Origin of the sequence: uncultured Brachyspira sp. (genome assembly GCF_910588665.1) — a bacterium.
Lineage (GTDB): Bacteria > Spirochaetota > Brachyspiria > Brachyspirales > Brachyspiraceae > Brachyspira.
Genome location: NZ_CAJUPR010000005.1, coordinates 81591 through 89578 on the forward strand (window position 1 = coordinate 81591; position 7988 = coordinate 89578).

General features: G+C 30.7%; 7 protein-coding genes. 5 read left to right on the forward strand and 2 right to left on the reverse strand.

What is annotated here, in order from left to right:
* Both QZ306_RS05080 and QZ306_RS05085 read left to right on the forward strand, forming a co-directional pair.
* Complete coding sequence (locus QZ306_RS05080; RefSeq protein ID WP_295161814.1) at window positions 1-264, forward strand: hypothetical protein; 264 nt, start codon at window positions 1-3, stop codon at window positions 262-264.
* A 133-nt stretch (window positions 265-397) separates the two neighbouring features.
* On the forward strand, window positions 398-814 hold the full coding sequence (locus tag QZ306_RS05085; RefSeq protein ID WP_363322654.1) for a hypothetical protein: 417 nt from the start codon (window positions 398-400) through the stop codon (window positions 812-814).
* A gap of 155 nt (window positions 815-969) precedes the next feature.
* Here QZ306_RS05085 and gatA read toward each other — a convergent pair whose 3' ends face one another.
* Complete coding sequence (gene gatA, locus QZ306_RS05090) at window positions 970-2418, reverse strand: Asp-tRNA(Asn)/Glu-tRNA(Gln) amidotransferase subunit GatA (protein ID WP_295161816.1); 1449 nt, start codon at window positions 2416-2418, stop codon at window positions 970-972.
* Between the two features lie 227 nt (window positions 2419-2645).
* Here gatA and leuS point away from each other — a divergent pair, with 227 nt between their 5' ends.
* The 3 genes from leuS (at window position 2646) to QZ306_RS05105 (ending at window position 7396) form a co-directional block, all read left to right on the forward strand.
* Entirely contained in the window at window positions 2646-5207 is a 2562-nt protein-coding gene (gene leuS / locus QZ306_RS05095; RefSeq protein ID WP_295161818.1) for a leucine--tRNA ligase, read from the forward strand.
* A 258-nt stretch (window positions 5208-5465) separates the two neighbouring features.
* Complete coding sequence (gene purD, locus QZ306_RS05100; RefSeq protein ID WP_295161820.1) at window positions 5466-6719, forward strand: phosphoribosylamine--glycine ligase; 1254 nt, start codon at window positions 5466-5468, stop codon at window positions 6717-6719.
* 59 nt (window positions 6720-6778) lie between these two features.
* Complete coding sequence (locus QZ306_RS05105; RefSeq protein WP_295161933.1) at window positions 6779-7396, forward strand: HD domain-containing protein; 618 nt, start codon at window positions 6779-6781, stop codon at window positions 7394-7396.
* 4 nt (window positions 7397-7400) lie between these two features.
* On the opposite strand, the gene QZ306_RS05110 is transcribed toward QZ306_RS05105, so the two are convergent.
* The coding region (locus QZ306_RS05110; RefSeq protein ID WP_363322656.1) for a LysM peptidoglycan-binding domain-containing protein at window positions 7401-7988 on the reverse strand (588 nt) is incomplete at its 5' end.

Below are 7988 nucleotides of genomic sequence, written 5' to 3' on the forward strand. Positions count from 1 at the left end.
ATGAATCAGGAACCTGATAATGATGACATACTTGCAATAACCGTTCAAATAGTGCTCGCAAGAATATTTTTAATCAGTAATTTAGCCGCTTCTACCGCTTTAATTATTGTAAATGAAGGGGTTAAAAGATATTATTTTGCGGCATCTCTTATTTTATCTTTATTTCTTATTTATTATTTTATCAGATTTATAAAAATAAAAAATACTTTAATTTACAGTATTGTTTTAAGCCTAATAATATTTGCAGTAAATAGTTTCTTATAATACCCTATCTTTCAGCTGTAATTTAAAAAGTATACCGAATATATGCTTTAATAATTACAAATAACAAAAAACTATTATGATAAAATATTTTACTATTATAATATTTATTTTTTATATAAAGGCATTTTCTGTAATGCCAGATGATATTTATAAATTAAGCGATATAAAATATAAAGGCTATGATATATACAGAGAAAAATCAAATATAATAGGCTTTCATAAAAATGAATATGAATACAATTTATTTTTAGAAAATGATATTAATAGTTTTGATGCCGATTATCTATATATAAAAACATTCGACAATAATGCAATTACAGAATTAAAAATAAAAGAAAAAGAAAATCAGAAATACAATATAAAAATACTGGAAATAAATATAATTAAGTACGGAAGAATATTAAACACATATATAATTAATATATATCCTGCTCTGTTTGATTTAGAAATTACAGACGGATATAATAATTATAAGGCTTCAAAAGAAGGCAGATTATTAATAGTAAAAATACCTGAAAATATCTTTAATAATATAAATAAAAAAATATAAACTTATTTATAAAAACAGATTTTTATTTAAATGGCTGGAAAAAAATAAAAAATTTAAAAGAGATAAATAATAAAATAAAAACTTTTGATATTGAGCTTTTCAGCAGATATCCTTATTATTTTAATATTTATAATATAAAGCTCATATACAAATAATTATTTACTGGCTAATTCATGAGCATACGCCATTCTAAACATATCCGTTTCATTAAATTGTTTGGCTATAAATTGTATTCCTATAGGTAAATTATTTTTATCAGCTCCCGCAGGCACACTCATAGCAGGAAGTCCCACTAAATTAATGTTGGAAATATAACTGTCGGCTAAAAAGCTTAAAGCGCTGTCGGTTTTATCTCTGGTGCCTAAAAGTCCAGCCGTTACAGGCGAAGTAGGAGATATTATAACATCAACATTTTTAAATGCATTTTCAAAATCCATCTGCATAAGTCTTCTCACTTTCAAAGCATGCTGATAATGACTGTAAAAGAATTTTTTTCCAGTAATTAAAGTACCGAATAATATTCTGGCTCTGGTTTCAAAAGCAAGACCTACGCTTCTAGAAGTATAATAATATTCATCTAAATTAAAATCGCCTTTAGGGTGATATCCGTATCTTATGCCGTCATATCTTCCCATATTAGATGCAACTTCAACATCCATAACTGCCGTATACACTCTGGAGCCGTATTTAGCATTAGGCAAAGTAATATCTACAATTTCGGCGCCCTCAGCTTTCAACTTATCAATAGCTTTTATTATGCTTTCTTTTACATCATGAGCTATTAAATCGGTATCATAATACTCTTTTGCAAGTCCTATTTTCATTCCTTTAATATTTCCGTCTAAAGCGGCGGTATAATCTGGAACAGGTATATTTAAAGTTGTTGATTCTTTAGGATCGAATCCTGAAATAATTTTTGTCATCAAAGCAGCGTCTTTTACATCTTTAGTTAACGGTCCTACCTGATCCAAACTGCTTGCCATAGCAATGCAGCCCAGTCTTGGAACTCTTCCGTAGGTAGGCTTAACTCCCACAATGCCGCAAAAAGATGCGGGCTGTCTTATTGAGCCTCCTGTATCGCTTCCTAATGCACCGAATGCAAAACCAGCGGAAACTGCTGCAGCCGAACCGCCTGAAGAACCTCCGGGCACATAATTTCTGTTTTTAGGATTTCTCGTTACACCGTAATTAGAAGTTTCTGTAGTACCGCCCATAGCAAATTCGTCCATATTTGTTCTTCCTATTATCAAAGCGCCGTTATCTATTAATCTTTGAACGGCAGGGGCAGTATAAGGAGCTTTATATCCTTCAAGCATCTTTGAAGAAGCTGTCATCAGATGATCTTTATAGCATAAATTATCTTTAATTGCCAGAGGAACTCCAAGAAGCGGCAAATCCTCGCCCTTATTTATTCTTTCCTGAGCTTTTTTTGCCTGTTCTAAAGCTTCTTCTTTAAAAACCTCAAGGTAAGCATATATTTTATCTTCTCTTTTATCATCTTCTTCTATTTTTTTTATAACAGATTCAGCTAAGCTTAAAGCATCTATTTCCTTATTTTTCAATTTTTCTCTTATTTGAATTATGGTTAATTCATTAAAATCCATAGTAAAAAACCTCTTAAACAAAAATATTATAAAAGTTATTTCATTTTTAAAATTATATCATATATATATGTTTTTTGCAAAAATAAACTATGTTTTTTATACAATAAAGACTAGGACGCATAATAAAAAAATTAAAATAATATTTACAGCTTGAAAAATATACAAATCTGCAATATAATTTTTATTATTTAAAATAAATATAGTATCAAACTACGGAGTGTATATTGATGGAATATAATTTTACTACCATTGAAAAGAAATGGCAGAAATTCTGGAAAGATAATAATTCTTTCAAAACTGTTTCTGAACCTGCAGACAACAAATATTATGTGCTTGAGATGTTTCCCTATCCTTCAGGCAAAATGCATATGGGGCATGTTTCCAACTATACTATAGCCGACTCTATAGCCAGATACTATAAACTGCTGGGATATAATATTTTACATCCGATGGGCTGGGACGCTTTCGGTATGCCTGCAGAAAATGCAGCTATAGAACATAAAACTCCCCCTGCAGAATGGACTTTGAAAAATATAGCTAACATGAAAGAGCAGTTAAATATGCTCGGATACTCTTATGACTGGGATAGAGAAGTTACAACATGTCTTCCTGATTACTATAAATGGGGGCAATGGTTTATACTTAAAATGTATGAAAAAGGACTTTTATACAGAAAAGGAGGAGATGTTAACTGGTGCAGGTATTGCAATACAGTGCTTGCCAATGAACAGGTTACTCCTGAAGGCACATGCTGGAGATGCGACAGAGAAGTTGTAAAGAAGAAACTTGAACAATGGTATATAAAAGTTACAGATTATGCTGAACAGCTTGATGCGGATTTAAAATTATTAGAAGGTTATTGGCCTGATAATGTTATAGCTATGCAGAAAAATTGGATTGGTAAAAGTACGGGTGCCTATATAAATTTTACTTTAGATGATGGAAAAGATTTTCCTATATTTACAACGCGTCCTGATACTATTTACGGCGTTACATATATGGCTATAGCTTGGAATTATGAAGGACTTTTAGATATATGCACTCCCAAACAGAGAAATAAAGTTGAAGAGTTTATAAAGAAGTCTGCTAAAATAGATCAGAAAACTGATTATGATAAAGAGGGAGAGTTTACAGGAAGATATATAATCAATCCGTTTAACGGCGAGAAATCTCCGTTATATGCCGCTAATTTTGTATTGGCTGAATACGGTACAGGAGCCGTAATGGCAGTTCCAGCCCATGACCAAAGAGACTTTGAATTTGCTAAAAAATATAATATACCTATAAAAGTTGTTATACAGAATAATGACAATTCCATTAAAGCAGAAAGTATGACGGAAGCCTATACCAAAGACGGAATAGTTGTAAACTCTGATATATTAAACGGGCTTACAAATGCAGAAGCTATAAAAAAAGCCGTAGCTTATGCATCTGAAAAAGGCTTCGGAAAAGAACAAGTACAATATAAACTCAGAGACTGGCTTATATCAAGACAAAGATATTGGGGAAATCCTATGCCTTTCGTACATTGCGAAAAATGCGGAATTGTTCCCGTAAATGAAAGCGACCTGCCTATAACCCTTCCTACGGATATTGAGTTTACTGTAGGAGATAATCCTCTTAAAAAATCGGAGTCATTTGTTAATACGATATGTCCTAAATGCGGAGGCAGTGCCAAAAGGGAAACCGATACTATGGATACATTTACATGCAGTTCTTGGTATTATGCAAGATATACGGACGCTCATAATGATAAAATGCCGTTTGATACTTCTATTGCAAATGCTTGGATGAATGTAGATCAGTATATAGGCGGTATAGAACATGCCTGTATGCATCTTTTATATTCAAGATTTTGGTATAAGTTTATGAGAAATATAGGGCTTATAAAAGGAGATGAGCCTTTTAATAAACTCCTTACTCAGGGTATGGTTTTAGCAAACAGCTACGAATCCAGAGAATTAAAAAAATTCTATACTCAGGACGATATGAATAATAAAGTATATGAAAAAGACGGGATAAAAAAAGAAGACATAATTGTAAAAATGGAAAAGATGTCTAAATCAAAAGCTAACGGAGTAGATCCTGCTGAGATTATAGAGCTTTTCGGTGCCGATGCAGTCAGAATATTTGTTATGTTTGTAGCCCCGCCTGAAAAAGATAAAGAATGGTCAGATGAGGGTGTTAAAGGTTCTGCCAGATTCTTAAACAGGGTTTGGAATTTATTTTTAAAATACAAAGATGAAGAGGCATTCAAAAATAATAAAACATTTGATTATAATAATTTATCGAAAGAAGCTAAAAATCTGTTTAGAAAATATAATAAAACTATAAAAAAAGTTACATCGGATATTAAAGACAGATTCCATTTCAATACAGCTGTTGCCGCATTAATGGAGCTTTTAAATGATATGTCTTCAATAAAATTAAATACAGACTGCGAGTATGCTATGTTTAAAGAAATTATCAGAGGATATTTAATACTTCTTAATCCTATAGCGCCTCATATAACTGAAGAGCTTTATCAGATATTAAATTTCGGAAAGATGATACTTGAAGAAAGATGGGTTGAACATAATGAAGAATACTGCAAAGATGATACTTTTGAGCTTGTATTTCAAGTAAACGGCAAAATAAGAGACAGAATTGAGGCAGATATCAATATAAGCGAAGAAGATGCAAAAAATCAGGCTCTTAATAATGAAAAAGTAAAACAGTTTACAGACGGCAAGAATATTATTAAAGCTGTTTATGTTAAAAGAAAGCTTGTAAATATAGTTGCGAGATAAAAAATATAAATTATGATATTTAAAAGAGCTGAATTAATTATATAACTCAAATTATGTTTATATTTTTAATCAGTAGCCGGCTTATATATTATAAATACAGCAGATTCATTTAAGTACGCAAATAGATTGCAATAGCTTTGCAAATTTATTTCATATTTTTTATAAAAAAATAAAATATTATAAATATAGGCAAAATTTATAGACTAAATATATTTTTATATTATAATATGGTATCATTTTATATAAAAGGATAAAAATATGAAAATACTTGTTATAGGTTCGGGCGCCAGAGAACATGCTATATGCAGTAATTTAAGCAGAAATGATAAAGTTGAAAAAATATACTGCGCTTCAGGTAATGCAGGAACGGCTTTAGAAAATAAATGTGAAAATATAAAAATTTCTTCTATAGATGAAATATTAAATTTTGCAAAAAAAGAAAATATTGATTTAACTATCGTAGGAAGCGAAGAACTGCTTGTATGCGGAATATCGGATAAATTTGAAGAAAACGGACTTAAGATATTCGGACCTGATAAGAATGCAGCCGTACTTGAAGGCTCTAAAGCCTATGCTAAAAATTTTATGAAAAAATACTCGGTAAAAACCGCAGAATATGAAATATTTTCAGACTATAATAAAGCTTATGAATATTTAAATATGTGCCCCTACCCTATAGTTATAAAAGCCAGCGGGCTTGCTTTAGGAAAAGGAGTATTAATATGCCGAAATAAAAAAGAAGCTCAAAATGCTTTGAATGATATAATGATTAAAAAAATATTTAAAGAGGCTGGAGATAAAATTGTAATAGAAGAGTTTCTTGAAGGCTATGAAGCATCAATACTTTCCGTAACAGACGGCAAAACCATAATACCTTTTATATCTGCAAAAGACCATAAAAAAGCGGGAGATAATGATACGGGAAATAATACGGGCGGAATGGGAGTTATTGCCCCTAATCCTTATTATACAGAAGAAGCCGAAAAGCAATTTATAAAAGATATATTAGAACCTACTCTTAAAGGAATAAAAGCTGAAAAAATGCATTTCTCTGGAATAATATTTTTCGGAATTATGATAACTAAAAAAGGCGTATATCTGCTTGAATATAATGTAAGAATGGGAGACCCTGAAACTCAGGCTTTGCTTCAGCTTTTAGAAACCGATTATTTATCTATAATAGAACATGCTATGAATAAAGATTTATCAGGCTTAAATATTAAATGGAAAAATAAATATTCATGCTGCGTTGTAATGTCTTCAGGAGGATATCCTGAAAGCTACAGCAAGGGCTACAAAATAGAAGGCATTGATAAGATAAAAGGACAATGCTTTATTGCGGGTGCTAAATTAGATGAAAATATAGGCATAATTACAGACGGAGGACGCGTGCTTAATGTAGTTAATACCGCAGATACTTTAGAAGAGGCTAGAAAACTTACATATAGCGATATAGAAAAAATAGATTTTAAAGATAAATATTACAGAAAAGATATAGGATTAATAAAATAGATATTTAATAAAGCAGCTGTTTATTTTTTATAAAAAAGATGTAAAATACAATTATGGAAATAGAAAAATTAGACTTGGAAAGAGCCGAATACGAATTAAGCAAAGCCTACAAATCAAATCCCACTGCTTGGGCAGATCATTCAAGATATACGGCAAAAGCTGCAAGAATAATATCATCGCAGTATAATAAAAAATCAGAAGATAAAAAACTGGACTCAGATAAAGCCTATATATTCGGATTAATGCATGACATAGGAAGATATACGGGAATAAGTTCGGAAAGGCATTTAATAGACGGTTATAAATACTGCATTAAATACGGCTGGAAAAAAACGGCTCAGATATGCATATCTCATGCATTTATGATACAGGATATCAATACCGCAATAGGTAATTTCGATATGCCTGAAAGCGATTATCTGTTTATGAAAAATTTTATAGAGAATGCAGTATATGATGACTATGATTTTCTTATTCAATTATGCGACAGTCTTGCTTTGCCTGAAGGTTTCTGTTTATTAGAAAAAAGATTTATAGATGTGGCTTTAAGATACGGTACATTTCCTCAAAGCGCATTAAGATGGAAAAGAGTATTTGAAATAAAAGCATATTTTGAAAGCATAATAGGAACTTCCATTTATAATCTGCTTCCGAATATAAAAGACTGTATTGTATAAAATATTATTCCTTAGTTCTAATCATAAAAGGATAATTTTTATGCAGAAGCCCTGGTAAATCCATCAGACTTTTAAAAGATATATATTCCAATAAAGGCTCATAAGTCCAATATCTGGTCTCCCCCCTGATGCTTGGTATAATTAATCTCTCTCCTACGGTTAAGCCGCTTTGGTTTCTTATTTTATCTTTATTAGCATTATAAATAATATTATAAAATTCAGGGTCCTGATATATAAAATGATAAGAAGATATTTTTCTCAAAGTATCGCCTTTTCTTACAGTATAATATCTAGGCAGTATGTCCATAGTTAAATCATAGCCTCTTTCCTTATACACGGAAAAATCTATATCATCTATTATAATTCTGCCGTCTGACTGATTTCCGTAATCATCAGTTAAAGCTTCGCCTTCTATATTATAATCCCTATTTTGATTTATATAATTATTAGTTATAACTCTGCCTTCTATATTGGTATAAACTTGATTTTGATTTCTGTAATTATTAGTTATCATTCTACTGTTTATGTTGGTATAAACTTGATTCTGATTTCTGTAATTATTAGTTATCATTCTACTGTTTATGTTGGTATA